We start from the raw sequence: 23,313 nt of genomic DNA, 5'->3' as shown, positions 1-23,313 counted from the left end.
CTCACCACAAAAAAGGTGATTTTATAAAGTTTGCTCGGTAAGATAGAGGTGTTTTTTAGCTTCCTCCAAGCCACTTCAGGGTTTCGTTTAAGAATATTTGGTCCATCTCGCCGGAGTTTATGAGGTCCTCTATGACCTTGTCCACCAGTATCTTCAGGTCGACCGCCCCCTTCGGCATGGCAACCGCTGCCCCCGCTGTGGGTTTACCGATGGTGAACGCGATCTTTAGGTCGGGGTTCTTCGTCACGAGGGCTGCTGCGATCTTCTCCCCGATGATTATAGCGTCTACGTCGCCGCGCTGCAGAACCATGACCATGTCGGGGTAGACTTTATCGTAGGTTTTGATCTCCGCCTTCCCCTTAAGGTTCTGGTTGGCGTAGTCCTCCTGTATCGTGCCCAGCTGGACACCAACCTTCTTGCCGTAGAGGTCCTCCAGCTTAGAGATCTGGGAGGTTTTGAGGGTTACGACTACCCCCTTGCTTGCAAAGTAGTAGGGGAAAGAGAAGTCCACGACTTTCTCGCGCTCAGAGGTAGGTGTCATGTCGGCCAGTACGATGTCGACGTCTCCGTTTTTCACGGCCTCTATGAGCGCGGAGAACTGCATGTCCTTCACCTCGAGGGGGACGCCTATAGCCTGAGCGATCCTCCTGGCGATTTCGATGTCTATTCCCGCGAAGTTGCCGTTTTTGTCCACATACTCGAAGGGCGGCCAGTCAGCCGATGTGCCCAGGATTAGTTTCCCCCGGGCCTTAATCTTGTCGATGTAGCTCGTCTGCTGGGGTGTAGCCGAGTGCCATAGGGGGTATCCTATCCCCACGCCGATTAAAATTCCGATTATCAGTGCAGCAATTATTGCTATAATATTTATTCCTTTTGCCTGGCTCTGCATCAAACCTTTAACAATTCTCTCTTTATAAGCATTTCTTTTCATTAAACAATCTTCGATCAGTTAAAATAATTGATATTTTTACCTTTCTTAGAAAAGCTTAAAAAGTTTACCCTATGCTACTCTCGAATGCCTAGAGACAACGTGGTGAAGTACGTTAAGCTCGCTCTAATGAGCAGGCCCTACATACTGGAGTCCATGCGCCTGGGCATCGTAAACTACTCGGCACTTGCCCGGCTACTACACGGTGAAGTTGAAAAGCTGGCCGGCAGAAAGCTCACGCAGACAGCGATCAAGATGGCCGTTCTCAGGGCGGCGAGAGAGCTAATGGAAGAAGGGGCAAGTGCGCGGAAGCTTGCCGTAGCGCTCGTTGGAAGCGAAATAAAGTTGGTTGACAAGCTGAGCGTGCTCTCGCTGGACCCTTCTAACGCCCGGACAGTGCTTGAGGTCTTGAAGAGGGCGGCATCCGCAAACAAGTACGTGCAGTTTGTGCAGGGCTCGAGCGCTGTGACGCTGATAGGTGACGAGAAACTTATCGAGGAGATCTACCGCGCCCTGGTTAAGGGCGGCGTCAAGCAGTACCTGAGAAACCAGTCTGCAATAATACTGACGGGTCCGCATGAGATTCTCGCTACTCCTGGCGTCGTCTCAATAGCGTCCATGGCTCTCTCTGTGCGTGGAATTAACCTCACAGAGGTTGTGTCGAGCTACCGGGACGTGGTTTTCGTCCTGAGCTCCGAGGAAGCCCCCAGAGCGTACAGCATCATCAGGGACCTTGTCCTGAGCTTGAAGTCCCTTCTCTAGCGGCCTCGGGCGTGGCTTTCAGCGCCTCCACTACCCTCTCCGCGAGGTCCATCAGGCTTCTAGCGGTCTCGCTCTCCGGGTACGCTAGAACGAACGGGACGCCGTTGTCCACGGACTCGTTGATCCTGGGGTCGATGGGGATGTCGGCGAGCACCCTGACCCCTGTTTCCTCCGTCAAGCGGGACGTCCCAGCCTGGCCGAAGATGTAGTGCTTAGTGCCGCAGACGGGGCACGTGAAGTGGCTCATGTTGTTGACGACGCCTAGGAGTGGGACGTTGAGCTGCTTGCAGAAGGTTATAGCCTTCTTCACGACGATTCTGGTCAGGTCGCTGGGGGTCGTGACGACGATGGCCCCGCTCAGGTCCTTGATGAGCTGCGCTATCGTGAGGGGCTCGTCCCCGGTGCCCGGAGGCAGGTCGACGAGGAGGAAGTCCAGCGGGCCCCAGGCGACCATCGATAGGAGCTCACGGATGAAGCCCGTTTTGAGTGGGCCGCGCCATATTAGAGCTGTGTCCTCGTCCGGTAGCATGAGGTCCGCTGAAACGACGCGAACCCCGCCTACTCCCGCTATGGGTAGTAGCCCAGCGGGCCCGGCGTAGATCGCCTGCCCGTGTATCCCGAACATCTTGGGTATGGACGGCCCGTGGATGTCGGCGTCGAGAACACCCACCTCGAAGCCCTTCTTCGCCAAAGCCGCTGCCAGGTTAGCGGTTATGAAGCTCTTCCCGACACCTCCCTTCCCGCTCAAAACAACGAGCTTGTGCTTTATCTGGCTTAGCCTTTTCCTGGCCTCCTCCTCCTGCTCTCGGATCTTCTTGAGAGATTCTATTTTCATTTGGCGCTCCTTCTCTGATGACACAGGCATTGAATATGCAACCGCAATTTAACGTTTGCTATCTTCAAGAGGCTTGCTGCCCTGCGCTAACTTAGTAGTAAAACGCCATGATGAGCGCGGTCAGAGTCAGAGCAAGCCACACGGCCGCGTTCCAGCTTAGGACCTTCCTGCCATCAAGCGGGCCGATGGGGAGCAAATTGAAAAACGCTATCCAGCCGCTGAAGTTTACAACTGTCCTTGCAAATGGACCACCGGCGAGGAGGCCGACGAGGCCTAGGAGTATGTTGGTTGCAGGCCCTGCGGCCGAGATCACTCCGTTGGTTTTTCTGTCAATGCCTGGACCGGCGTAGATGTAGACTGTCCCAGGCGCTATGAACTTTATGGGAATTACGGGGATCGCGGACAGGAGCGTGAGGAGTAGGAACTCCCACACGATGGAGTACCTTGCGGGGTAGCCGTAGTACTGCGCGACGAACTTGTGGGCGAGCTCGTGCGGGACGTAAATCAGGAATGCCAGTGTTAGCAGCCTCAAAATCTGCAAGGTGCTTAATGAGTAGAGGTACTGGCCTGCTAGAACAGCGAATACCGCTATGGTTGCGAGCGTCAGCTCCTGAACCTCGCGCGGGTAGAACACCTCTCGTAGCACAGAAACAGCATGCTATGCACACGAATATATGTTTCTCCATTAGCAGCGAGCCCGCTCCACTCGCCTCTTCTTACTCTCCGCGCTTTTTGAAGCACATCAACTGGGGTCTCGGTCTAGGCGCGTTGCGGAGACTTCCCAGTTATCCAAAAGATAGTGTGGGAGAGGGGTGGTTAGGCGCAGCCAAGATAGCTTTATAACGCTACAACATAACTTGGCACTCTCGTGAAGATAACCAGGAGGCAGTTCATAGTCGGCGCAGCGGCGGCAGCGGCTCTCGCGGGCCTCGGCTACTACTTTGCGCTCGCCCCTCGTAGGAGGACGTTGAGGGTCTACAACTACAGCTCCTACATAAACCCTGAGCTCATACGCGAGTTCGAGGCCAGGTACGGTGTAAGCGTTGTTTACGACGAGTACGAGTCCGCGGAGGAGGCCTACGCCAAGATTCAGCTCGGAGGCGGGGGGTACGACGTCGTCGTGCTGACCGACCAGTTCGTGCCTCAGGCCGCCAGGAAGGGCCTGATAGCCCCGCTGGACAAGTCAAGGATCCCGAACCTCGCCAACATAGACCCGTTCTTCCTCAACAACAAGTTCGACCCAGGTTTGAGCTACGCGGTGCCCTACGCGTGGGGAACCACGGGGATCGGCTACAACGGCAAATTCGTGGAAGAGGGGGAGATCGAGGGCTACGAGCAGCTGTTCGACACCAAAGGCTTCCTGCCTAGGCACAAGGGCAAGGTGTCCATGCTGGAGGAGTTCCTAGAGGTGGTGAACGCGGCGAAGCTTTACCTGGGTATTCCGCTCGACGACTGGTCGGAGGACTCCGTTAACAGGATCATCGAGCTCCTCAGGAGCCAGAGAGACTTCCTGGCCGGGTACTACGGCGCCAGCGTCTACATCCCCCAGCTGGCCAAAGGGGACCTGCACGCGGCCCAAGCGTGGAGCGGTGATGTGATCCAGGCTCAGAGCGAGGAGAGCTCGGTGGGCTATGTTCTCCCGAAGGAGGGCACGTTCATCTGGATAGACTTCATGGTCATCCCCCGCAACGCGCGGGAGGTGGACCTGGCGTACGCGTGGATCAACTTCCTGCTGGAGAAGGAGGTGGCCGCTAAAAACGTCAGCTACACATACTACCCGAGCCCCGTTAGGAAGGACTTCTTGAAGGGGCTTGTCCCCGAAGAAGTCCTCAGCAACCCCGCGGTCTACCCACCTTCAGGCGCCAAACTGGTCTTCACAAGCCCCGTCGACGAGAATACCCTGGCCGTAGTCGAGAGGATAAGCACCGCAGTCAAGAGAGTTTAAATTTTAGTCTTTTCTCTTTGCGAAAACCTGCTTCGTGTAAACGTAGCTCGTGACCAGTGAAATAGCTATGAGTATGGTCGCAAGCGCGTTGAGCTCGGACGTGGCCCTTCCGCGTGCGGCGCGTGCCCATATCACCAGCGGGAGGGTCTTGAAGCCCGGCCCCGTCGTGAAGGCGGTCTTCACGAAGTCGTCGAACGACATGGAGAAGGTTATGAGGATTGAGGAGATTATACCCGGTAGAGCCATCGGGAAGTAAACCCTCACGAATACGTCGAAGGGCTTTGCTCCCAGCGTGTAAGCGGCGTCCTCCACGCTACTCGAAGTCATCCTGAACTGAGGCTTGAGCGCCACGTAGGAGTAGGAGATGTTGTATGCTGTGTGGCCTATCAGCACGGTCCAGAAGCCGAGCTCCGCTCCCACGTAGTAGTAGAGCATTAGCAGGCTCACTGACTCGACGATCTCGGGTATCACTATAGGGGTGTAGAAGAAGTTGTCCACGATGGATGAGCTCCCGCGGCGCGCGAAGTAGTAGGCGGCGATACCCCCAAGGGCTGTGGAGAGGAGCGACGAGAGCAGCGCAACCGCCAGGCCGTTCACCGCCGCGTTGACTACCTCCGTGTCCCTTGCGAGCTCAAGGTACCACTGCAGGGTAAAACCCCTAAATTCTCCAGGGTACTTCGCGGCGTTGAAGGACTGCGCGACCACGAAGAGTATCGGCGTGTAAACGGCTACAAGGAGGAGGGCCGTGTAGACCTTAAGCGCCTCCTTAAGCACCGCCACCACCGTACTTCACGTAGACATAGACCGCGGCTAGGCTCGTTAAAGTAACGAGGAAAGCCAGCGCCGAACCCACGGCCCAGTTCCTGTACTTCAGGAAGAGGTCCCATATTAGGTAACCTACCGTGTAGCCGTAAACACCCCCGAGCATAGCCGGCACAACGAACTCTGTCAGGGACATCAGGAACACGAGGATAACGCCCGCCGCTATCCCCGGAGCCGCGAGAGGCAGGGTAATCCTGATGGTGGTCTGCCAAGGCCTTGCGCCGAGGGTTTCAGCGGCCTCCAGCAGCCTCTTCTCGATCCGCTCGAAGGTGGAGTATATCGGTAGCAGCATGTAGGGTAGGTACTCGTAGACCATGCCTATTACCATCCCTGTAAGCGTGTTGGCGAGACCTATGAGGGAGAATATGTTCATCAGAGCATAGGCCCTTAACAGGAAGTTTACGAGCATAGGCACCGTGAACGCAACCAGAAGCCTGTTTTTAGCCTCGTCCCCTTCAACCATGAAGGCTATATAGTATGCGGCGGGAGCGGCCACGAGGAGAGTGGCCAGGGTTGTGGCCAGCGCGACCCCTGCCGAATAGAGCATGATCGAGACATAGTCCGTGTTCGCCAGAACACTCGCGTAGAGGGCCGGGCCCCCGCTTCTCAAGCTCTCGGCGAACATCAGTATCAGCGGGAGATAGAACGTTACGAGGACGTAGAGGAGCGGTAGCGATGAGAGGAGGGAGAGAGCGCCCTTCTTCATTCCAGAGGCTACCCTGTGAACACCTTTAGCGAGGAGTAGCTAACGTACACCTTAACCTTGTCACCCGCCGTGACGCCGAGCGCCTCCCTTGTGGTGGCTAAAGCCTCGATCTTCAAATCGCCCCAGCCGTCAAGCAGGACTTTCACGAGGGGGCCCAGGAAGAGCTTCTCGACAACGACCGCCTCCAGCTCCACGCCGGGCTCTTCGCCCTTGAAGAGCCTCACGTCTTCAGGCCTGAAGAGCAGTAGCACTGGCCCAGAGTAGCCGCGGAGTCCCGGGGACACGAGCGAAAGGTCGAGGCTCACCCCCTTGAACTCGACTATCCCCTCACGAGCCTCAGCGGTGATCGCGTTCGCCTCCCCGAGGAAAGAGGCGACGAACTCGTTTGCCGGGCTCGTGTAGACCTCGAAGGGTGTGCCGACCTGTTGCACAGTGCCGTCGCGCATCAAGGCTAGGCGGTCGGAGAGCATCATCGCCTCGTTCTGGTCGTGAGTGACGTAGATCATCGTGACTCCGGTCTCGCGCTGGAGCCTCTTAAGCTCGCGTATCAGCTCCACCCTTATCTTGTAGTCCAGGTGGCTGAACGGCTCGTCGAGCAGTAGGACTCTGGGCTCCCTCGCGAGCGCCCTCGCCAGCGCCACTCTCTGCTGCTGACCGCCGCTGAGCTGGCTTATCTTCCTCCCGGCGAACACGTCGGGCGGGAGGCGCACCAGCTCTAAAACTTCCCTCACGCGCCTCTCGATCCTGTCCTGCGGCCACCCGGCGACCTCGAGGCCGAAGGAAACGTTCTTGAAGACTGTCAGGTGTGGGAAGAGCGCGAGGTCCTGGAACACCATACCGATTGGCCTCTCATATGCAGGCTTGCCTGTGACGTCCTCGCCGTCGAAGTACACCCTACCGCTGTCGGGGCTGAGAAGGCCGGCGATGATCCTTAAGAGGGTCGTCTTACCGCAGCCGCTTGGCCCGAGGATGCTGAAGAGCTCGCCCGCGTTCACCTCGAGCGTCACTCCCCGCAGCGCTGTGGTGGTGCCTTTGTCCCTGTACACTTTGCTTACGTTATCCACCCTAACGCTAACTCCCTTAGCCATCTCTCTGCAGGGGACATTAGCACTGCGCTTAAAAACGTATCGTTTGAGGGTTTGCTCCTCACATCTGAATTCTGTAGGGCCTCAGCCTCTCGATCTCGCCCAAAACCCTCGACACGAACGCCTCGACGTAGGCCCAGCTCACGCCCCGCTGGCGCAGAACATCCTTGACGTAGTTCTCAGTGTCCCTGTAGCTCTTGAACTTCTCGTTCAGCTCCCTCCACGGGATGCCCTTCAGCGCCTCTGCCAGCTTGGCGTCGAATGGTAGAACCCCCTTGAGCATGAGGAAGGCTATCGAGGGGTAGCCCAGGTAGCCCCGGTAGACGGAGCCGTTATCGTTCGAGGCGATGCCCAGCTTCCCGTCCCACACAACCCTGTACACCCTCTGCCCATCGGAGCCGACAACCCGAGCCTCTCGCTCACCGGTGAACTCGATCCTACCGTCTCCTATACACCCGAGGGCCTCTAAAACCTTGACACGGGGCGGCAACTTCCAAACCTCCACACTTACTACGTGCCAAAACCTGTATTTTAACGTTAACAGGATCCCCGCGCCCAGCAGATCCCCTCAGCTCTCGGTAAGGCTGAGGAGGGGTTAAGAGAGCTCCAGCAGCGCGAAGCCATAAGACCTGGAGAGACGCCTGGAATAAGCGTGAAGCGTGAGCGCGCCGGGCGTATCTGAGTGATGGGCTAAGCTGGCTTGCCGACGGGCATCAGGTAGAGCGGGTTCTCAACCCCCGTGACTCTAGCTACCCCCTCGTCGTCGAACGCCCCTATAGCGACCGTTCCGAGGCCGTCGTGGGTGGCGTTTAGGTAGATGTTCTGCCCCACAAGCCCGCACTCAACCTCCGCCTCAACCCCTTCGCCGGCCAGGATCACCACTGCAGGTGCTTTCAGCACGCTGGGCTGCCGCAGGGAGTGTCTCCACAGCTCCTCGGAGATGTCCCCCAGCTTGACAGGCTCTAGCTCCGCTGTGCTGGGCTCGAAGAAGTAGACTCCCCGCTCCAGGCCCTTCACGCTCCTGGCGAAGACGTAGGTTTCCACGAGGTAGTCCGAGAAGAGCTTGGGGTACGGCCTGCCGCCCTCGACGACGTTCCCCGCAGACCACTTGAGCAGGGTGAGCAGCTGCTCCTCCGAGACCCCCTCTTTCCTGTAGGTGCGGATGCTGCTCCTCGAGGCTATGACCTTGTCCAGCGGTTCGCCGCGCTCCAGGAGGAAGCCCCTGCAGTAGCTGGTAGCCCTCTGCACCTCCACTTCCGCGACCCGGGTCTCTCCCACGAGCTCCTCTAGCTTCAGGCTCTGGAGGCGGGTCGCGAAGGAGAAGCCGTGGCTGACTAGTGAGAGGTAGAGGTTCTGAAGGGCGTGGCCGACCTCCTGCCTCACGTACCTGTAGCCCCGCAGCCCGTAGAAGCTGGTCGTCCTCTCGCTCACGCTACTTAAGGCGAAGCCCTCGAAGGCCGCGCCGACACCCCCCACGGGTTCGAGTGCTGAGCTGCAGGGCCTGTACCTGTAGACGCCCTGGTCCAAGGGGAGGAGCACGTTCCTCGAGTAAACGTACAGCTCCAGCGGGTAGGTTGCACCGGCCGAGGGGACGGTCCTGAACCTGCCGTCCCTGCAGCCCTGAACATGGAACAGTATGCGGGCCACGCCCCGCACGTCGCATGGCGAGCACTCCAGCGGCGCGCCGTTCGCCAGGCACCACAGGGCTTCGCGCAGCGAGGGGGCGTCGCGGTGCTGAACCTTGGGAAGGGTGTACATACCGCTAAAAGGATATGTCGAATGGATAATATTCTTTTCGTACGCGGCAAACTATATCAGAGGCCTGCCCCTGCAGGCACGAGGTATGAGGCTGTACATCGCGACATCGAACAGGCACAAGGTGGAGGAGATCGAGCTCGCGCTGGCCCCCTACGGGATAAGAGTGGTGCAGGTCCCTCTGCCGAAGCTCGAGATACAGTCGAGCAATCTAGAGGAGATCGCCCTCACAGCGGCCCGTAGCTTAAGGGAGATGGACGCGCCCGTGGCGGTCGAGGACGCCGGCCTCTTCATCCGCGCGCTACGGGGTTTCCCGGGCCCCTACAGCCACTACGTCTACGAGACAATAGGCATACGCGGGGTGCTAAGGCTCCTGGAGGGGGTGAGCGACCGCAGGGCCTCCTTCGTCTCGGTGATCGCCGTTAAGATGCCTGACGGGAAGACTCTGGCGTTCAGGGGCGAGATTGAAGGCACGATAACCAGCGAGCCCCGCGGCGAGAGAGGCTTCGGCTTCGACCCGATCTTCCAGCCCCTCGGCTCCAGCAGGACCTTCGCGGAGATGACTGTCGAGGAAAAAAACGCTTACTCGCACAGGACCCGAGCCGCTAAGGCCCTGGCCGACTTCTTGCTGAAAAGTTTACATGATTAAAAGAGTGCTTCGTGAAAGATATATTACCTAGCTTGAGAAGAGCATAAATACCTCCACTGAATGCCAGTGCATGGGGCCGTTTGGAGGCGGCGGTAACCTCACCCGGGGTAGCGGGAAAAGCGGGCCGCTAGCCCACGGCCCCTAGGTAACTGATTTTTTGAGGCAGTGGCCTGAGCTAGGTAAGGGTCTAGTTGATTTACTTACATTTGTCCTTTAGATATTGGAATGTCAGGACATTGCAATGAAATACGCAGCAGAATTGTGTCAAATAGATGAAAAATGGGAAAGAAAAACTAAAAATTCACACAGAGTTATAAAGCAAACGGGAAGATCAAGGAGGTGCAACCGATGGAGCGTACTTTTCGAGGAACATGGGAGCGTATATGTAGGCGTTTTTCCAGCAACTGTCACCGGTGCAACTTATCCAGCCAGTGCCACTCAACCTGAAGTCGAAGATCACTGTTGTGAAGTTCAGTCTTGTTCCAGAGTTCACAGTATAGGAGTTGTAGTAGGGCCACAGCACGTACTCCAGGGAGCCCTGCTTTGCGCCACCTGGAGCCGTCATTGTGCAAGCGAACATTTCATTCCTACCCACGGCGTAGAAGGTTTGAAGACCTTTGATGTTCAGGTAGAGCGCCCTGCCGAAGCCGCTCCCCCACATCGCCAGGAGGAAGCCCGGATTGGATAAGTGGTACACGCTGTCGGATCTACCGTCTTGGTCGGTTCCCCATGCAAAGGGTGTCGATGAGGTAGAGTTTATCCTTGAGCTCGTCTGCGACCAGTTCAGGTAGACGAAGCGATCAGCCTGCCCAGCACCCATCATTGACGCCAGCCAGTACCCTTCACCGCTACGCGTTGTGCTCCAGTAGATGTACGTGGTGACCGGTATGTACCGGGTGTTGTTCACGATCTGGACGATGGCAAGCGTGTAGTAGTAATCGCTCCTTATGTCACCGCTACTGTACACGTTTCCAACGCGGGTGGTGTTAAGGACCGCGAATATCCGGATGGGCGCCTGTATCCAGCTGTACCTCATGTACTGGTAGTAAATTTCCCACTTCCCGTAAGGCCTGTACCTCCCTAAGGATGAGCCGTACACATCGAATGCGTGGAGGTTGTAGGGGCCAAATGCGCCTCCAGTGTAGGAGTCCCTGAGCACCAACGCGGCCACCCCATAGTAGTTGTAGTAGTTTCTAGCCTGTTGGTGCTCCGTGTCTACGAACTCTACGTCGTAGAGCGGGTGCCAGACGTCCTTATGCGTCTGGTTGTAGTAGAACTTTATCTGGGTGGGATAGGATGCTGGCTCGGCGTCCAGGTCGTCGCTCCACCACAGCACCACCAGTTGCTCTTTCAGGGTAACGCTTGGGTATGAGGCTTGGAAAACCAGCCTGGTGTTGAACCTATCGCCCTTCACGAAGTCCATCTGAGGATCCGCGAGGCCCACCGGGACGTCAACATTCACGCCGTACCAACTCACCGTGGTCCAGTTCTCGTACTGTATGGGAACCTCCCTAAGCGTGTTGCGCGTGCCATCGAGGGTCGCGTTTACTCTAATCTGCTTTATCGGCATAATCGGGAAAGGCGGCAGCTTGAGGCTGGGATCGACTGTAAGCCTGTTGCCCAGCCAGTATAGGGAGAGGTTGGAGCTCATCTCCAGCGTGTAGACCTCGAAAGGCGTCGTGCTGTTTCTCGGGACCTGAGCGTAGCTCCTTGTGGTGGAGTTGTAGTAGTAGAGGATGCTGGGGGTGTTCTTCTGGATGGCGAAGCCTATGTAGTTGTACGCTGAGGCCTCGACGAGTACACCCCTCTCGTCCGAGACGACGACCATCACAGGGACGTAGCGCTGGCCGTTTAGGGGGTCTGTGAGAATGTCCACGTAGGGCTCGAACGTTATGGTGTAGTTGCCCATGCCGTCGTAGCGGACGTCCTTTATCGTAGCCTTGAGCCACCTACCCGTGTAGGTGCTCCCGACCTTCTCCGGGTAGTAGATCTCGACCCAGCCCTTGGCGAGGAGGTTCCCGTAGTACTCCCCCCTGTCGAACAGGACGTTGATCGTCAACGACACGTTCCCTTTTGAGCTAGAAGAGGGGAGACTGTAGCTGACGGGGGTCCTGTAGACCCTGACCGTGAGCCCCACGAGGACGTCGGACTCCCAGTTGTAGAGGCCGAGGCGCGTCAGGTTCATCCTGAGCTTGGCGTATGCGTAGGACCCGGAGGCGGGGAGGTACCAGTACCCCTTCATCAGGTCGTACACGGCCCGTGACCTGTTGAGGTACTGGGAGACATCGAGCCTCTCGAGGCTGTACGACACCTGTATCCCGTACTCGGCATAAGCCTTCGTCACGGACTGCCTCCAGTACTCGAGGAAGGTCTTCGCCACCTGCCTGGCCACGGTGAAGTTGTGCCTGTTGTAGTAGCTCATGCCGAAGTTGCTGAAGCGCCCCGTGAGGTCCGAAAAGCGAGAGTAGTTGAAGTACGCCCTCGTGGCCACGGCCAGCATCGCCGCCAGCGCCCTCTGGAAGTCACCCGTTATCGACGCGACGATCTCCCGGGCGACGGGCGACCTCGTCTGGAGGAAGACCGCGTGGGCCTGGTAGACCATGACGAGGATCGACATGACGTAGAGAGCTATCAGCAGGACCGCCGCAACAACTACCTGACCCCTCCTCTTCAACAGAATCACCCCGCGAAGCCCACCGTGAGCACGATGTAGATCACGGAGCCCCTCACGCTGTCCGGGTCGCCTGTGGCCACGTAGGTGTACGTGACGGACTCGGACTCGTACAGTCTGATGCTGGAGAAGTTGGCGTTCGCCACGGACCCTAGGTAGCTGAACTCCGCCCTGCCGGTTTGAAGGTTGAAGTCGAGCCTGTAGACCGTCATGTTAAAGACGAGGTCGGGGGGGAGGCTAGAGGAGATGAGCAGGCGCAGGTCGTCGACCCAGCTCCTGTCGCTTGGGTTCACCAGGGCCCTGCCGACCGTCCTCTCGTAGACGCCTGCCGTCGCCATGTCGTTGAGCAGGTTGTAGGCTAGCCGCCGCAGGTCGGTGGTCTCGCGTATGTAGACGCTCTTAAGGGGACGCGTGAACGCCATCACCATAAGTATGACTGCCACCACTATGAAGGTGGCGAGGACGGCCTCGACGACGCGGACTTGACCCTTCCTGCGCATCGCTAGCCCTCGACGCTCCTCCATAGAGTCAGCTGGATGACGTAGGGGTAGTTGTATATCGTGGCGAACCTCGTGAGAGACACGGAGTTCGCCGGCGATGCTTGCCTCGGGCCGAACGTCACGTCTATCTCAGGGATCCTGTTTATCACGATGGCTATGGGGTCGCCCCTCCACTGCGCGAAGATGAAGACGTGCGAAGAGAGCTTCTCCACGTAATTAACCCTGCCCACGAGGTAGCGCCCCTGAGATGATGGGAGCACTCTCCCAGCCACCTGCTGGCACCAGAGCGGGTCGTTCGGCTGGTTCCTGCACCACTCGATGCCCGTCACGTTCAAGAGCTCCTCGTACTGCGGCACAAGCTGGACGACCTCGTCCTTGAAGAGCACTGCTCCCGACTTCTTGGGAGTACTTTTGTAGCGAATATCGGAGACGTTCGCGTCCCTTGAGATGATTATCGCGTCGCCTATTATGTAACCCTGAACCGGCGCGCCTCCGGAAGGCGTCGCGCTGTAGCCGTAGACGGCGACGAAGCCGTGCCAGCTCGTGTGCAGGAGGAGGAACCAGAACCACCACTTGTTCGTGGGTTGCTGGGAGAGGTAGGGGACCACTTGACTGGAGAAATCTAGGGTCGTGTAGCCGAGGGCGTCGGTGGTAGAAGAGACGGTGAAGACCATCTTCTCCTCCAGGTCGGGTTGGGGATTGTTCCCAGAGCCGGGGTCCACCTTGAAGACCGCGTATATCCCCGTGACGTTGGCGTTGGGCAGGCCCATCCCGTACCAGTTGTGGACGTTCACCGCGAACCTTGTCGGGAAGGACTGCTTGCCGCCTTGCGGAGTGTACCACTCTAGCACGGAGACGCTGTGCCCTATCATGGGCTTCATGACGAGCCTGAAGCCGTAGCCCTGGCTAAGGCCGAGGAGCTCAGCGAGCCTGGTAGCGTTCAGAAGCAGGGGGTTCGGGAGGGTGGAGAGGTTCGCAAGCCTCATCACCTTGTCTGGGTCCACGACGTAGGGCTCCCTCGTTCCGTAGAGGGCGAGCCCGAAGTCCTGAATGTCTCCGGCGGAGACGGTCACGTTCGTGCCCCAGTCAGGGGGGTAGCCGGGGGTGAGGAGAATCTTGTCCATGACCCTCTGTGCAACAGTGTAGAGTTGCTCTTCCCGCACCGTGGTGAGCGTCCCGGTGGAGGCTGATATCATCTGGTTGGCTGCCAGGACCAGGATGACGACCAGCAGTGCCACGGCGATGTACTCAAGCACTGTCTCCAAAACACACCACTGGGCTTTTAAGCGGATTTTCCAAATATTAAGGTTTCTGCTGCAACTGCGTGAAGCCTATGTAGACATACCCGCCCTGCCTGTACGCTACTAGGGCAGGCCTGTAGCCTTGAGGAAGGGGTAGCATGATAGTGGGCTTAACGGTGAGGCCCGCGACCTGTGTTTCTGAGGGTGTGGCGTGGACGGGGTTTGAGCCGAAGTTGGGTGTCACCACTACGCGCACCTGCTGGTATATCTGCAGGCTCGCGTTGACGAGGAGCTTGTTTTCCCCCACGTCGGCCACTTGCAGCGCGTAGGGCTGGCCTCCGAGGTCGCTGGGGACTGTGAGGAGCATCACGGTGTAATTGCCCCCTCCCAGTGTGTGCACGGATACGAGCTCCACGATCTCCCTGGCGCAGCTCTCGGCGACCTCGGCGAGCATGGTGTTGACGGTCTCCATGTTGTACAGGAACGCCACGAAGGAGAAGACCTCCACCAGTATCAGCGCGACAGCTAGGAGCGTCAGCGTGCCGATGAGGTGCGATAGGACGGGAGTCGGCAAGCTGCATCACCCGGTGCTTATGGTGACTTCGGCTACTTTGACCACAACGACTGACCCGTCGGCTGGCGGCCCCATTAGAAGCCTGCTTTCGCTCCTCTGGCCGAAGCTGACCGTTATAGTCACGCTGGGGCTCGAGAACCTGTACTCCTTCAGGCTCGAGTTGGTGTTGCGGAGCACTACGGGTATGGTGCCGGAGCCCCCGAGCTGGCCGAACCTCAAGCTTATCACGTGGACCGTGTAGAAGTTGTATCGCTTGACAGCGTTGTTCTCGGTCACGTTGATCGCGCCGTTGTAGAAGGCTCTGACACGGTAGGTCTCAAGGTGGGCGCAGGCTGCTCCCTGGAAGTCCTCGTAAACGAGGACTATCGGCTCGCCGGGCGTCACGATCAGCTTACTCACCTCCGCGGCGAAGTCGCCGGACTCAGGTACGATTAGCTGGCTCGTCGTCGTCACCAGGCTACCCCCGCAGACCGATATCCTGCCGGACTGGATGGACGTGGTGTTCGTCGCCCTGCCGTCAGTTATGGTTATGGTTACGCTGCTGTCATAGCGCTCGAAGTTTATCCTCGTGCTAGTGAGGGAGAAGCGGATGTACCTTGAGCCGCCGGTGCCCAGAGCCACCTGCTCGAGGGCTGTGGCGGCGTAGGCCAGGTTGTCCTTAGCGTACTGGTACTCCATCATCTGCCTGTTGAGGTCGATGAGGGACGTTGAGTAGTAGAGGGCTACGGCGACTATAGTCAGCATGATCCCAGTCATTATCGTAGCCGCGATGACCGGCGATATCCCTCTCCTAAGACGCATACCTACACGCCTTCATCCCGCAGGCGGGATATAAGCTTGAGCCCGCCCAGCTTGGCGGCGAACTCCGGATCCAGGTAGGCTCTGAAGAGGCACGCCTTGCAGACGGGCTTCGAGGAGGGCTCGCCGCACACTACGCACTTCTGCACGCCGCCGGGAGGCTCGGGCAGGGCTTTCCGGGCAAGTTCCTTAACCGCTAGAACCCTGTACTTGAAACCGGGCGCCTCGTCTTCGACCTCGTTTACCCAGTGCCGTACGGGGTGCCTCAGAGCGTAGACGATGTAGGGGCACTCCACGAATGGGGTCTGGATCCCCTTGAGGAGCGTGTACGTCAGGACCTCCTTCTCCGTCACGAAGTACAGCGGCTTTATCCTCGGGACGAGCCCCTCGCCCCCTGTTGCCGATGCTATCCCCTCGCGTACTACACCCTCGATGTGCGCTTTGAGGGCGTTCATTATGAAGACCTGCACCTCGTCGTCCAGGTTGTGGCCTGTCGCCAGCTTGGTCGCGCCGAGCTCGCGGGCGAGCTTGTTCATTACGTACCTTCTGAACACCCCGCACACGCTGCAGGGCTTGTACTCGAAGCCCTTCTCCTTCAGGACCCCCACGGCCTCGTCCAGGGTGATCCCGAAGTAGTCCTCGAACCTTCCGATGAAGATCCTGACGCCTAGCCTCTCAGCCAGGTCCGCTAGGGCTTTGAGCTTGTACTCCCTGTAGCCCGCGATCCCCTCGTCCACGGCCACGCCTATGACCTCGATGCCGAGCTCCCCCGAGAACCTTTTGAGCAGGTAGAGGGTGGTTAAGCTGTCCTTCCCCCCGCTCACGGCAACGGCCACCCGGTCCCCGGGCTCGACGAGCCTGAAGGTCTTCAGCGTCTCGAGGACCCTTCTCTCGAAGTACTCGACGAAGTGCTCCCTGCAGAGGTAATCGCCCAGGTACGGGACGTACGCCACCGCCTTCGAGCCGCAGACAAAGCACCTCGCCGTTCTACCCACCCGAAACAACAGAGTGTATCTTGACGCGCGAGCCGGGCCTGAGGGGCTCGTCCTCCGCCACGACTTCCCCGTCCACGGCGACCACAACCTCGCTGGCACGCAACCCCAGCTGGCCGAGCAGGTCCCTGACCGTGGAGCCCTCTTCAACACAAGCCTCAATGCTCTCGCGGCCGAACTTGTCGACTAGGACCCTGAAGCCCCGGGCGCAGGGCGCTTCTCTACTCATCGAGCGCTCCGGCTACTTCGTAGCAATGCTACTATTTAGCCTTTCCCTTGTTTCCTCCCGTGTTCGATTCTGAGCTTTCCCTCGCCCCGAGGATTTGAAGGGGATTATGGGAGGGTGTTCGAGCGTGGGTTCTGGAGCCGTGCAGTCACAGTAGCTGTGAAAATCTCCAGCGGCCTTATTGCGGAGCTGGGGCGCTCTGAGGGGAGAAGTCTCAAAAAAGGAGAGAAAAGCTTTACTGCCTTCAGCCTAGGAGCTTGAGCCGCAGGTAGTCCGAGCCTCAGGCCCCTCTCCCCCGCCTCCTTTTTAAGCCTCTCCTTCTCGGCCGGCGTCAAGCGCGCGCAGGTGATCTCTGTTCGCTCCGCTTCTTACAGCATGACGTGGTGGTCGTCACGTCGACAGCCCTCGACCTCGCAACTCTAGCACAGCATGTGTGAAGGCTTATAACCCCCCTCTAGCGCTTAGCCATGATGGTCGAGGTCAGCGCTGAGGTGTGGGAGAGCGTGGCGAGGTGGCTCGAGCTGACAGGCCTCGCGAAGACGCTGTGGCGCCTGCGCGAGCCGAAGCCCCTCAGCAGGGCGTTCACCACGAGGAACACACAGGCACATTGCCTCGGCGCTTGAGAGGCTGCGCCTCGAGGGTTTTGCCAAAGAGGCCGTGGTCGGCGGCACGCGCTACGTCTACTTGACGGAGAGGGCCTGTGGCCTCCTCGAACTGCTTCCTGTGAAGCATGACGGTGGCGATGTGGCTGCATATCCGTGCTTTGCGCGCGTAGCCGTAAGCCCTGAAAAAGCAGTCGCAGCGGTACCTTCCTCCGCTTATCCACACGTTGTACCAGGGGGTAGGTGTCCCCCAGCTCCGGCAGCCCCTTCACCAGCCAGTGCTCGCTCCCAACCCTCTCCACCTTCCCAACGAGGAGCCTGTACGTGGCCCTGTAGAGCTACTCCGTGGGCTTATCGGGAAAGAAGCTTGTAGCTCGCCCAGTGCGTCAAGCAGGTCGCCACGCTCCTCGACCACCTTCTCGCTGCAGTAGCCGTAGAGGGCGCACCCAACGAGGGCTCAGGCGAGCCTGCTCTCACTGCTCCTAGCCCTCAGTCGAGAGCACCCACAGCGCCTTCTCCGTAACGGAGACCGCCACGCTGGCGGGATGCAGGCCCCTCCTCAGGGAGCCGTAGTCCAGCAGCCTCAAACAGTCCTCCAGCCTAGCTGGTCTGAGCCGGCATGAATACTTCCTTGTTTTGTGCGTTTTCACTTTCGGCGTTCATTTTCGGCGCAGGGATATAAGGCCGCGTAGCGCATTCAAACGCGAGGCTCAAGCTCAGGGAGGGCTCGGGGCGCAGCGTGCCAGGCTCCCTGGAGGTGGGAGCGTGGACTGGGAGGGCAGGAGAAACGGCAGGAAGCGCGAGGAGCTGATCGACGCCTACAGGGTCTGGGAGGTCAAGGCTAACAGGGAAAAGAGGCAGAGGCTGCAACAACTGTACGTGAGGATGTCGAGCGCTGTGAGGCAGGCCTGCAGAGCCCTCGAAGAGAGGCACGGCGACGCGTTCAGGGAGGAGCCGGAGAGGTTCAGCGACGAACTGGTCGGGGAGGCCTCGAAGACGGCTGGGCTGCCGAAGAACATCCTCTACTACGCTGTTGAGTGGTACAAAATGATCGCGGAGGCTAGGGGGAAGTCGAAGCTCCGCACTAGGTTCACCCCGCCGGCGATACCGCTGCTCGTCAGGGTGGTCGGCAACGGCAATAGGCTCCACGGCAGAGACAGCGCCGCCGCAGTCCTCGACGCCTCGAGGTGCGAGCTTCGCGTTCCCAGCGCTGGCGTTGCGATAAAAATGAAGCCGTCCCTCATCAGGGCTGTGCTCGAGGACGTCCAGCGCTTCAGAGATGTCAAGCTGACGCTATGGCTGACGGCTAGGGGCACGCTCCGCCTAGTGGCTCACCGCGAGGTTAAGCCCGCTTGGTGGGGCGGCGACGGCAAGCTCGCAGTGATAGCGGTGGACGTGAACAGCTCTCACGGCCTCTACCTCCTTGCCTTCGCCTTCGACAGTGAGGTGAAGCTGGTGGCTCAGCGCGTGCTTAAGCCTCCCAACACGACGTTGCTGAGGCTACTGGCAGCGGTGATGCGCAGCTACTCCAAGGTTAAGAGCTGGAGTGAAGCCGTCCAGAGGTTCATGGGGAGGAGGGACGTCGGGAGGCTACGGAGAGCGGGAAAGGGCTACGCAGCGGAGGAAGCGCTGAGGCTCGCGGAGAGGCTCAGGGCGAAGCTAAAACTGACCCCTGAGAGAGCAGAGCACATAGCTAGGCAGGCATCGAGGAAAGTGAAGAAGGTTAACAACGACTGGATCAGAGGCGTGCTCAGGGAGGTGAGGGCGCTGGTGAGAAAGCTACGGGATCAGGGCTACACAGTCGTACTCGTAGTGGACGTGCCTCGGGCCGAGTCCCTGAGGGGCTCACAGCTGCAGAGGACGCTGCTCAGGGTGGCGAGGCGGCTTGAGAACCTAGCGCTCTACGAGGGGGCTAAGTGGTTCCAGCCGGAGAACAACATCAGCGGGAAGCATTGCCCAGTATGCGGGAAAGAGGGGGTGGAGCTGAGGAGGCGCTACTACCGCTGCCCGAAGTGCGGCTTGGAGTGGACCAGGGACTGGGCAGCGTGCTACAACGCAACAAAGCTCTTCCTAAAGGCCTACAGAGCAGAAAGGCACCTCGAAGCTCTGGACAAGTGGCTCAGCCAGCACCTCAGAGCCCCGACCCACGGCACCAGAGAAAGGCCAGCAGGCCCCAGTTCCCGGCACGGCCACACGGCCGCCCGCCGGGTGCCGCGCGCGGCGCGAGGAGGGGATGTGCCCGCGGCGACGCGGGCAGAAGGCCGCCTAGCACGGCGGCCCGCCCCGAAAGGGGGCGACCCATGACCCTAGGGGGCCCTCAGACAAGTGAAGGGGGCAGATGAGCCAGGCGCGGCCGGCTACTTCCCGCCTTCTATGCTAAAAACTTTTTCAGAGCCGCAAAGGTTAAAGATGTCCTCGGGTGTGAGGAGTGGCAGGTGTGTTGCTTGTCGAGCGTGTTCCAGGATCCCACTGTAGCCACAGTTAACATCGGCAAAAAGGGGCTCAGCGAGGAGGTCCTCGCGGAGATCAGCAACGTCTTGGATTCTAGGGGTGTCGTGAAGGTCAGGCTCCTCAAAAACTTCCGCGACACGTACGGGTACACGAGGGAGGACGTGGCTGTGATCCTCTCGCAGAGGCTGGGAGCCGAGGTCGTGGGCATCAGGGGATACGTGATAGCTTTGAGGAAGAAGAGGAGGAGGAGGCTCTGAGAGGCGCGGGCTCTAGTAGAGCGATGGGCTGCTCGCCAGCCTCAGGTACTTTATGAGACCGAAGTCGAAGACTCCGGCTTCCAGGTCGACGGCGTAGGCTTTGAAGCTCTCGATGTCGGCCTCCCTCAGGATCGGTGACAGCAGGTTTCTCTCGACGTTAACCTCTGTGCCGGGCATGAGGGGGCTGAGAGCGGGTAGAACTATGACCCTCTTGTCCATGTACTGGCCCTCTAGGAGGGCCTTGAGCTTCAGCCTGGCACCTACCTCGTCTCTCAGCGCGATGGCCGGGTGCTCGTGCCCCATGAGAATCACCTCTACATCCTCAGCGAAACCCTCGACCGGGAGGGGCTTGTGGCCGTGAATGAACATGATTCCTTCCTCAAGGAGGTAGGGGTCTCTGAGGGGTATGTTCATTTTCTTCAGCAGAGCGATCAGGTAGTTGTCGTGATTGCCTCTCACAACCTCCACGCTCACGCCGAGACCCTCCTTCAGGAAGCTCAGCAGCTCGCCTGTCTCCCGCCACTCCTGGCGCGTAACGTCTCCGAATTCGTGCTTCACGTCCCCGAGGATGACTACCCGCGAGGCTCCGGTCTCTCCAACCATCGACTCCAGAACACTCCTGATCTCGGTGCTCTGAACGGGGGGTATGTAGACACCCTCTTCGGCGAGCGCCTCCTCGTAGCCTATGTGGAGGTCTGCGACCGCCAGCACTCCAAGCTTGGCTATGTACACGCCTAGGCCGACTATCTCGATACCCTTGGATATGCTGAGTGATGGTAGCAAGCGGACTACCCTCTGGTTATTCCTCACAAACCGGACAGATTTATATTGTAGCTCTGCTTGGTGTAGGCGATGAGCGAGGGGAGAACTTCCCGCATCCCGGAGTTCTACAAGAAGAGCATCGACGAGAGGCTGAAGATAGTCGCTGAGTTCGCGGGTCTGACTGAGGAGGAGGTTAAGCTTCTGAGAAACTTCGGCAACCTCGACCCTAAGATCGCCGACTCCATGATCGAGAACGTGATAGGGGCTATGAGCTACCCGTTCGCCGTGGCAGTCAACTTCCTGATTAACGGCAAGGATTACCTCGTGCCCATGGTGATAGAGGAGGCGAGCGTCGTCGCAGCGGCCAGCAACGCGGCTAGGGTGATGAGGAGGGACGGCGGTATAAAATCTATCACAACCGGCCCGCTCATGATAGGGCAGGTGCAGGTTGTAGGGCTCAAGGATCCCTGGTATAAGCGCATGCTGGTGCTCGAGCACAAGGACGAGATCCTGCAGAGGGCCAACGAGGTCGACCCTGTTCTCGTGAAGTTCGGCGGGGGGGCGAGAGACGTGGAGGCCAGGGTAGTTGAGGGGCCGCACGGGCCCATGCTCGTCGTCCACTTAATCGTTGATGTCAGGGACGCTATGGGCGCGAACGCCGTCAACACCATGGCCGAGAGAGTCGCGCCCCTCATCGAGAGGATAACCGGGGGGAGGGTACTCCTCAGGATAATCTCGAACCTCGCGGACAAGAGGCTCGTCAGGAGCTACGTGAAAGTGTACAAGGAGGACATTGGAGGAGAGGAAGTGGTGGACGGTATCGTTAACGCCTGGGCTTTCGCAGCGGCCGACCCCTACCGGGCCGCGACGCACAATAAGGGCATCATGAACGGGGTCATCGCCGTAGCTCTAGCTACCGCGCAGGACCACAGGGCAATAGAGGCTGGGGCTCACGCCTACGCTGCTAGGAACGGCAGGTACGAGCCGCTGTCGAGGTGGGAAAAGGACGCTGACGGGAACCTGGTGGGTAGCCTGGAGATGCCCATGGCTGTCGGCATCATCGGCGGTGCCACGAAGGTTCACCCGGTGGCAAGAGTGGCGCTGAAAATCCTCGGGGTTAAAACTGCCACCGAGCTCGCCGAGGTCATGGGCGCGGTGGGCCTTGCTCAGAACTTTGCGGCGCTGAGGGCATTGGCGACGGAGGGGATCCAGAGAGGGCACATGAGGCTGCACGCGAGGAACCTTGCCATAATGGCCGGCGCTACTGGAGACCTGATAGACAAGGTCGTTGAGATAATGGTGAGCGAGAACAAGATAAACTTCGCCTACGCACAGGAACTCGTGGCTAAGCTGTCCAAGGAAGGTGAGGCTGACAGGAAATAGACTTAACTTTTTCTCAGCGTGTTTAGCTCGCTACTCAGGCTAAGGTAGTACTCGTTGATAACTTCATCCGAGGTAAGGCTGACCCTCACCTTTTCATCCGCTAATATGATCAGCCTGTCCCGCTCGCCCCCTTCCCTTTCCGTGGCACGGATCCTCTCTTCAGCCTTAACCAGCCCTTTTGCTGCAAGGCTTGACACGGCTCTTTCCACAGATTCCATGTCGAGTTGTAGGACCGGGAGTCTTCCTAGGTACAGCCTCTCGATGGCTGAAGGTACCTCCGAGAGCCACAGTGAGCCGCCGAACACCACGAGCGCTCTCAGGATGTCTAGCTGAAGCCGGGAGCCTTTATCCTGTCTCGACCTCAACTCACTAATGTACTCATCCATGAAGCTTACTCTTTTTATGGCCGGTTATTTGTTTAACGCCGGGGAGAGTGCTGCGCTCAGCTAGCGTGAATGCTGGAGAGATGTGGATGGCTGTCTTCCTAGCTTACTTTGTACTAGTGAACGTGGGGCACGTTCTAGCTGGGTATGCTATACTCTTACTTTATGGGGCGCTTGCAGTCGTTGCGGAGATACAGGATCCGCCGGGCTTGACTCTACTTGACTGCTTAGCCTTACCGTTCATCGGTATTCTGCCCCATATCTTCCTGATACCCGTTTTCGCTACGGGTAGTGTGAGCCTCCTTGCTATCATTTTCACCGTGATTTCGGCTATTACCGAGGAGATATTCTTCAGGGGTTTTCTCATGAAGCGCCTTGGCCTCCCGATCCAGGCGCTTGTCTTCATGTACTCGCATCTCTCAGTAACCGACCCCCTGTTTCTCGTGAACTCATCTCTACTAGCCCCACACTACTTTATCTTCGGGCTTACCGCTGGACTCATAGCAGAGAGAAAAGGGTTTGAGGGGTCAAGCCTCTTCCACGCTACCTACAACTCAGCCGCCACTTTATACTTCCTCGCCCTTAACACGACGACGATTTCCCTGCTCCTAGCCTCGGATATCTTAAGCCTCGCGGCGGTGTTGGTATACATGTTGTTTTCTAAACGTAAAATATTGTTTTCACGGGTATGATTTCAGCAGGCAAAGTTAATATGTTTTAACCCTCTAGGGGCTTCCGTGCACAGGACCCAGAGGCTCGCCGTTACCGCTTTAATGGCTTCCTTGGCGCTCGCGCTCTCAATCCTCAAAGTGGAGCTACCGTACCCCGTCCTACCGTACTTGAAGTTCGACTCAGCCGAAATACCCGTAACCCTCGTCTACTTCATGTGCGGGCTCTCCTGCGGGCTCCTCGCCGAGGCCCTGCACTTCACCGGCCTCGTCGCGAGGGGGGCCGACCCCCTCGGGGCCCTGATGAAGCTCCTGGTC

General features: G+C 58.7%; 26 protein-coding genes and 1 pseudogene. 9 read left to right on the top strand and 18 right to left on the bottom strand.

What is annotated here, in order from left to right; translation table 11 throughout:
* Positions 1–55: 55 nt before the first annotated feature.
* Complete coding sequence (locus tag MOV14_RS07510; RefSeq protein WP_318536709.1) at positions 56–889, bottom strand: ABC transporter substrate-binding protein; 834 nt, start codon at positions 887–889, stop codon at positions 56–58.
* 126 nt (positions 890–1,015) lie between these two features.
* Here MOV14_RS07510 and MOV14_RS07505 point away from each other — a divergent pair, with 126 nt between their 5' ends.
* On the top strand, positions 1,016–1,690 hold the full coding sequence (locus MOV14_RS07505) for a hypothetical protein (RefSeq protein WP_318536708.1): 675 nt from the start codon (positions 1,016–1,018) through the stop codon (positions 1,688–1,690).
* Here the strand turns inward: MOV14_RS07505 and MOV14_RS07500 are convergent.
* Both MOV14_RS07500 and MOV14_RS07495 read right to left on the bottom strand, forming a co-directional pair.
* Positions 1,653–2,525 (bottom strand): Mrp/NBP35 family ATP-binding protein, encoded by an 873-nt coding sequence (locus MOV14_RS07500; RefSeq protein WP_318536707.1) that lies wholly within the window; start codon positions 2,523–2,525, stop codon positions 1,653–1,655. The two genes, MOV14_RS07505 and MOV14_RS07500, sit on opposite strands and share 38 nt — an antisense overlap.
* Before the next feature lie 91 nt (positions 2,526–2,616).
* Positions 2,617–3,171 carry a hypothetical protein gene (locus MOV14_RS07495; protein ID WP_318536706.1) on the bottom strand — a complete coding sequence of 185 codons (555 nt, stop codon included), beginning with the start codon at positions 3,169–3,171 and terminating at the stop codon, positions 2,617–2,619.
* Positions 3,172–3,393: 222 nt separating this feature from the next.
* Here MOV14_RS07495 and MOV14_RS07490 point away from each other — a divergent pair, with 222 nt between their 5' ends.
* Positions 3,394–4,470, top strand: a complete 1,077-nt coding sequence (locus MOV14_RS07490) for an ABC transporter substrate-binding protein (RefSeq protein ID WP_318536705.1) — start codon at positions 3,394–3,396, stop codon at positions 4,468–4,470.
* 3 nt (positions 4,471–4,473) lie between these two features.
* On the opposite strand, the gene MOV14_RS07485 is transcribed toward MOV14_RS07490, so the two are convergent.
* The 5 genes from MOV14_RS07485 to MOV14_RS07465 form a co-directional block, all read right to left on the bottom strand.
* Positions 4,474–5,253 carry an ABC transporter permease gene (locus MOV14_RS07485; RefSeq protein ID WP_318536704.1) on the bottom strand — a complete coding sequence of 260 codons (780 nt, stop codon included), beginning with the start codon at positions 5,251–5,253 and terminating at the stop codon, positions 4,474–4,476.
* A complete protein-coding gene (locus tag MOV14_RS07480) occupies positions 5,237–5,998 on the bottom strand; it encodes an ABC transporter permease (protein WP_318536703.1) in 762 nt (253 codons plus the stop codon). The genes MOV14_RS07485 and MOV14_RS07480 overlap by 17 nt, the downstream gene beginning before the upstream one ends.
* Positions 5,999–6,006: 8 nt before the next feature.
* Complete coding sequence (locus MOV14_RS07475) at positions 6,007–7,086, bottom strand: ABC transporter ATP-binding protein (protein ID WP_318536702.1); 1,080 nt, start codon at positions 7,084–7,086, stop codon at positions 6,007–6,009.
* 58 nt (positions 7,087–7,144) lie between these two features.
* A complete protein-coding gene (locus MOV14_RS07470; RefSeq protein ID WP_318536701.1) occupies positions 7,145–7,588 on the bottom strand; it encodes a hypothetical protein in 444 nt (147 codons plus the stop codon).
* A 185-nt stretch (positions 7,589–7,773) separates the two neighbouring features.
* Positions 7,774–8,841, bottom strand: a complete 1,068-nt coding sequence (locus MOV14_RS07465; protein WP_318536700.1) for a SagB/ThcOx family dehydrogenase — start codon at positions 8,839–8,841, stop codon at positions 7,774–7,776.
* A gap of 85 nt (positions 8,842–8,926) precedes the next feature.
* On the opposite strand from MOV14_RS07465, the gene MOV14_RS07460 reads away from it, so the two are divergent.
* Positions 8,927–9,487, top strand: coding sequence for an XTP/dITP diphosphatase (locus MOV14_RS07460; protein ID WP_442786704.1), 561 nt, complete (start codon positions 8,927–8,929; stop codon positions 9,485–9,487).
* Between the two features lie 331 nt (positions 9,488–9,818).
* Here the strand turns inward: MOV14_RS07460 and MOV14_RS07455 are convergent, their stop codons facing one another.
* Genes MOV14_RS07455 through MOV14_RS07425 form a run of 7 tightly spaced genes read right to left on the bottom strand, consistent with a single transcriptional unit; the run spans position 9,819 to position 16,492 of the window.
* A complete protein-coding gene (locus MOV14_RS07455; RefSeq protein WP_318536699.1) occupies positions 9,819–12,161 on the bottom strand; it encodes a hypothetical protein in 2,343 nt (780 codons plus the stop codon).
* A gap of 5 nt (positions 12,162–12,166) precedes the next feature.
* Positions 12,167–12,682, bottom strand: coding sequence for a hypothetical protein (locus MOV14_RS07450; protein ID WP_318536698.1), 516 nt, complete (start codon positions 12,680–12,682; stop codon positions 12,167–12,169).
* Positions 12,661–13,923, bottom strand: a complete 1,263-nt coding sequence (locus MOV14_RS07445; RefSeq protein ID WP_318536697.1) for a hypothetical protein — start codon at positions 13,921–13,923, stop codon at positions 12,661–12,663. The genes MOV14_RS07450 and MOV14_RS07445 overlap by 22 nt, the downstream gene beginning before the upstream one ends.
* A 37-nt stretch (positions 13,924–13,960) precedes the next feature.
* Positions 13,961–14,473, bottom strand: coding sequence for a hypothetical protein (locus tag MOV14_RS07440; protein ID WP_318536696.1), 513 nt, complete (start codon positions 14,471–14,473; stop codon positions 13,961–13,963).
* A gap of 6 nt (positions 14,474–14,479) precedes the next feature.
* Positions 14,480–15,274 (bottom strand): hypothetical protein, encoded by a 795-nt coding sequence (locus MOV14_RS07435; protein WP_318536695.1) that lies wholly within the window; start codon positions 15,272–15,274, stop codon positions 14,480–14,482.
* A 2-nt stretch (positions 15,275–15,276) separates the two neighbouring features.
* Positions 15,277–16,266 (bottom strand): TIGR00269 family protein, encoded by a 990-nt coding sequence (locus MOV14_RS07430; protein WP_318536694.1) that lies wholly within the window; start codon positions 16,264–16,266, stop codon positions 15,277–15,279.
* Positions 16,259–16,492, bottom strand: a complete 234-nt coding sequence (locus MOV14_RS07425) for a MoaD/ThiS family protein (RefSeq protein WP_318536693.1) — start codon at positions 16,490–16,492, stop codon at positions 16,259–16,261. Before MOV14_RS07425 ends, MOV14_RS07430 begins: the two co-directional genes overlap by 8 nt.
* Positions 16,493–16,956: 464 nt before the next feature.
* Between MOV14_RS07425 and MOV14_RS07420 the strand changes: the two genes are divergently transcribed.
* Positions 16,957–17,112 carry a hypothetical protein gene (locus tag MOV14_RS07420; RefSeq protein ID WP_318536692.1) on the top strand — a complete coding sequence of 52 codons (156 nt, stop codon included), beginning with the start codon at positions 16,957–16,959 and terminating at the stop codon, positions 17,110–17,112.
* 461 nt (positions 17,113–17,573) lie between these two features.
* Here MOV14_RS07420 and MOV14_RS07415 read toward each other — a convergent pair whose 3' ends face one another.
* The gene (locus MOV14_RS07415) at positions 17,574–17,741 is read right to left on the bottom strand and encodes a hypothetical protein (protein ID WP_318536691.1); all 168 of its coding nucleotides are present in this window, start codon (positions 17,739–17,741) and stop codon (positions 17,574–17,576) included.
* Positions 17,742–17,856: 115 nt separating this feature from the next.
* Here MOV14_RS07415 and MOV14_RS07410 point away from each other — a divergent pair, with 115 nt between their 5' ends.
* Complete coding sequence (locus MOV14_RS07410; protein WP_318536690.1) at positions 17,857–19,395, top strand: transposase; 1,539 nt, start codon at positions 17,857–17,859, stop codon at positions 19,393–19,395.
* Positions 19,396–19,544: 149 nt separating this feature from the next.
* The gene (locus MOV14_RS07405; RefSeq protein ID WP_318538148.1) at positions 19,545–19,799 is read left to right on the top strand and encodes a YhbY family RNA-binding protein; all 255 of its coding nucleotides are present in this window, start codon (positions 19,545–19,547) and stop codon (positions 19,797–19,799) included.
* A 12-nt stretch (positions 19,800–19,811) separates the two neighbouring features.
* On the opposite strand, the gene MOV14_RS07400 is transcribed toward MOV14_RS07405, so the two are convergent.
* Positions 19,812–20,582 (bottom strand): metallophosphoesterase, encoded by a 771-nt coding sequence (locus MOV14_RS07400; RefSeq protein ID WP_318536689.1) that lies wholly within the window; start codon positions 20,580–20,582, stop codon positions 19,812–19,814.
* A 69-nt stretch (positions 20,583–20,651) separates the two neighbouring features.
* Here MOV14_RS07400 and MOV14_RS07395 point away from each other — a divergent pair, with 69 nt between their 5' ends.
* A complete protein-coding gene (locus MOV14_RS07395) occupies positions 20,652–21,944 on the top strand; it encodes a hydroxymethylglutaryl-CoA reductase, degradative (protein ID WP_318536688.1) in 1,293 nt (430 codons plus the stop codon).
* A 2-nt stretch (positions 21,945–21,946) separates the two neighbouring features.
* Here the strand turns inward: MOV14_RS07395 and MOV14_RS07390 are convergent, their stop codons facing one another.
* Positions 21,947–22,330, bottom strand: a complete 384-nt coding sequence (locus tag MOV14_RS07390) for a hypothetical protein (protein ID WP_318536687.1) — start codon at positions 22,328–22,330, stop codon at positions 21,947–21,949.
* A 47-nt stretch (positions 22,331–22,377) separates the two neighbouring features.
* Between MOV14_RS07390 and MOV14_RS07385 the strand changes: the two genes are divergently transcribed.
* Entirely contained in the window at positions 22,378–23,019 is a 642-nt protein-coding gene (locus tag MOV14_RS07385; RefSeq protein WP_318536686.1) for a CPBP family glutamic-type intramembrane protease, read from the top strand.
* A gap of 45 nt (positions 23,020–23,064) precedes the next feature.
* A pseudogene (locus MOV14_RS07380) lies at positions 23,065–23,313 on the top strand (hypothetical protein); the annotation flags it as partial.

It is taken from the genome of Infirmifilum sp. NZ, from assembly GCF_022693705.1.
Lineage (GTDB): Archaea > Thermoproteota > Thermoprotei > Thermofilales > Thermofilaceae > Thermofilum.
Note: the sequence above shows the minus strand (reverse complement) of the source record. Positions and strands in the feature narration are given on the sequence as shown.

Coding starts and splice junctions, on each gene's coding strand:
- MOV14_RS07475 (WP_318536702.1), bottom strand. CDS start 7,086: ATGGCTAAGGGAGTTAGCGTTAGGGTGGATAACGTAAGCAAAGTGTAC.
- MOV14_RS07480 (WP_318536703.1), bottom strand. CDS start 5,998: ATGAAGAAGGGCGCTCTCTCCCTCCTCTCATCGCTACCGCTCCTCTAC.
- MOV14_RS07390 (WP_318536687.1), bottom strand. CDS start 22,330: ATGGATGAGTACATTAGTGAGTTGAGGTCGAGACAGGATAAAGGCTCC.
- MOV14_RS07450 (WP_318536698.1), bottom strand. CDS start 12,682: ATGGAGGAGCGTCGAGGGCTAGCGATGCGCAGGAAGGGTCAAGTCCGC.
- MOV14_RS07435 (WP_318536695.1), bottom strand. CDS start 15,274: ATGCGTCTTAGGAGAGGGATATCGCCGGTCATCGCGGCTACGATAATG.
- MOV14_RS07425 (WP_318536693.1), bottom strand. CDS start 16,492: ATGAGTAGAGAAGCGCCCTGCGCCCGGGGCTTCAGGGTCCTAGTCGAC.
- MOV14_RS07500 (WP_318536707.1), bottom strand. CDS start 2,525: ATGAAAATAGAATCTCTCAAGAAGATCCGAGAGCAGGAGGAGGAGGCC.
- MOV14_RS07465 (WP_318536700.1), bottom strand. CDS start 8,841: ATGTACACCCTTCCCAAGGTTCAGCACCGCGACGCCCCCTCGCTGCGC.
- MOV14_RS07510 (WP_318536709.1), bottom strand. CDS start 889: ATGCAGAGCCAGGCAAAAGGAATAAATATTATAGCAATAATTGCTGCA.
- MOV14_RS07395 (WP_318536688.1), top strand. CDS start 20,652: ATGAGCGAGGGGAGAACTTCCCGCATCCCGGAGTTCTACAAGAAGAGC.
- MOV14_RS07420 (WP_318536692.1), top strand. CDS start 16,957: ATGATGGTCGAGGTCAGCGCTGAGGTGTGGGAGAGCGTGGCGAGGTGG.
- MOV14_RS07460 (WP_442786704.1), top strand. CDS start 8,927: ATGAGGCTGTACATCGCGACATCGAACAGGCACAAGGTGGAGGAGATC.
- MOV14_RS07505 (WP_318536708.1), top strand. CDS start 1,016: ATGCCTAGAGACAACGTGGTGAAGTACGTTAAGCTCGCTCTAATGAGC.